9 tRNA genes and 1 other RNA gene are annotated in these 1,762 nt (G+C 50.2%); all 10 read right to left on the bottom strand.

Annotated elements, in window-relative coordinates:
• Positions 1-17: 17 nt before the first annotated feature.
• Positions 18-94, bottom strand: a tRNA-Pro gene (locus B9A22_RS24800).
• Positions 95-109: 15 nt separating this feature from the next.
• A tRNA-Gly gene (locus tag B9A22_RS24795) sits at positions 110-183 on the bottom strand.
• A 77-nt stretch (positions 184-260) separates the two neighbouring features.
• Positions 261-337: transfer RNA gene (locus B9A22_RS24790), tRNA-Met, on the bottom strand.
• Between the two features lie 9 nt (positions 338-346).
• Positions 347-422: transfer RNA gene (locus tag B9A22_RS24785), tRNA-Thr, on the bottom strand.
• Between the two features lie 189 nt (positions 423-611).
• Positions 612-696, bottom strand: a tRNA-Tyr gene (locus B9A22_RS24780).
• A 3-nt stretch (positions 697-699) separates the two neighbouring features.
• Positions 700-775, bottom strand: a tRNA-Thr gene (locus tag B9A22_RS24775).
• Between the two features lie 6 nt (positions 776-781).
• Positions 782-857 (bottom strand) — tRNA-Phe (locus tag B9A22_RS24770).
• 103 nt (positions 858-960) lie between these two features.
• Positions 961-1,037: transfer RNA gene (locus B9A22_RS24765), tRNA-Arg, on the bottom strand.
• A gap of 27 nt (positions 1,038-1,064) precedes the next feature.
• Positions 1,065-1,394: RNase P RNA component class B (gene rnpB, locus B9A22_RS24760), an RNA gene on the bottom strand.
• A 110-nt stretch (positions 1,395-1,504) separates the two neighbouring features.
• Positions 1,505-1,581: transfer RNA gene (locus tag B9A22_RS24755), tRNA-Asp, on the bottom strand.
• Between the last annotated feature and the right edge of the window lie 181 nt (positions 1,582-1,762).

Raw genomic sequence — 1,762 nt, 5'->3', positions numbered from 1 at the left:
AATCTTTGGATATTAACTGGTCGGAGCGGCAGGATTCGAACCTGCGACCCCCTGGTCCCAAGCCAGGTACTCTACCAAACTGAGCCACGCCCCGATTTATAACAATGGATGGAGCGGGTGAAGGGAATCGAACCCTCGTAGCTAGCTTGGAAGGCTAGTGCTCTACCATTGAGCTACACCCGCACGATTCATTTGATGTTAGAAACTACTGTTTCTAACTAAGCGACCATACGAAAATAAAATTTCCGAATGTCTGCTTATGGTGGCGGCGCAGGGATTTGAACCCCGGACACTTCGGGTATGAACCGAATGCTCTAGCCAGCTGAGCTACGCCGCCTTATTAAACTGGAGCTAGTGACCGGGATTGAACCGGTGACCTTATCCTTACCAAGGATACGCTCTACCGACTGAGCTACACCAGCAAGTAGTGCAAAACGACTTATGAACGCCCATCTGCGTTGTTGTCACTGTGGGCGCTTGCTTACGCACCCCAGTGCGCCGCGCTTCACGTCCTCGTTTCCGCCTAGCATCTGGACATTCCTAAGCCGTTTTGCGGCTCAGTCGCAGATACTTGCTTTATCGCAGATAAGTATATAAGGCTTTGCTTTTTTTGGTGGAGGGAGGTGGATTCGAACCACCGAAGTCAAAGACGGCAGATTTACAGTCTGCTCCCTTTAGCCACTCGGGAATCCCTCCATATGGAGCTGGCGAGAGGAATTGAACCCCCAACCTGCTGATTACAAGTCAGCTGCTCTACCAATTGAGCTACACCAGCATAAAATGGTGCCTCAGGGCAGAATCGAACTGCCGACACGAGGATTTTCAGTCCTCTGCTCTACCGACTGAGCTACCGAGGCGTAAGCAGCGAACCATGTTGTCGCGAGCCGCTAGGCGACACGAGAACATACGTGAGTCGCTTAGTTCTGAGCGTAGTGAAGAACTTCCACTCAGAGAGTAAATTGGCGACCCCGGCAGGATTCGAACCTGCGACCTTTTGATTCGTAGTCAAACGCTCTATCCAGCTGAGCTACGGAGTCATCTTTATATTACAGCCTTCATTTAAAAACCGTAAGCCAGTTTCTGTTTTAGGAAATTATTTATCTAACGCAACAACTGCGTTCTCCCCTTCGGTTTGATTCCCTACAGGAAGTTCCCCTACCAAAATTCGGGTTTCTGCCTCGTGGAGTTTACCACTTTTCACTAGACTGTCGCCAGTCTACTCATTCTCTGTGCACTTTATGGCTACTTTCGGCTACGTGAGTCGATTTTGCCGTCGTCAGAGCGTAGCTCTGCCCCAGCTTGCGATGGGCACGAACATTACGACCATCTCAGGTCGTGGCAGTCTGGACTTTCCTCAATACTGCAATAAAGCAGTACCGCAATTTCCCGTTTTTAAAGAAGGCCGGAATTTTTTCAATCCTGTTAGAAAGGTTAACTTTCCGTCTGGATAATGACAACATCGGCTCCCGCTTTCGCCAAAGGCTCGGCGCAAGCCGTGTTTTTATGGCGACCCTGAACGGATTTGAACCGTCGATCTCCGCCGTGACAGGGCGGCATGTTAGACCGCTACACCACAGGGCCGTAAGTTATAATAATGATGTTCCTCACTACCGCTCGGAACTAAGCGATTCGCACAAGTTTCCGCGTCGCTTTCGCTCCTAAAAACTTGGCTCTCTGCTTATCACTACCGCTCGGAAGTAAGCGACTCACTCAGGTTCTCATTTCGCCTATCGGCTCGTGAGAACCTGGTTCGCTGCTTATG

The sequence above is a fragment of the Sporomusa malonica genome, assembly GCF_900176355.1.
GTDB lineage: Bacteria > Bacillota > Negativicutes > Sporomusales > Sporomusaceae > Sporomusa > Sporomusa malonica.
This window is presented reverse-complemented; position numbering and strand designations above follow the sequence as displayed.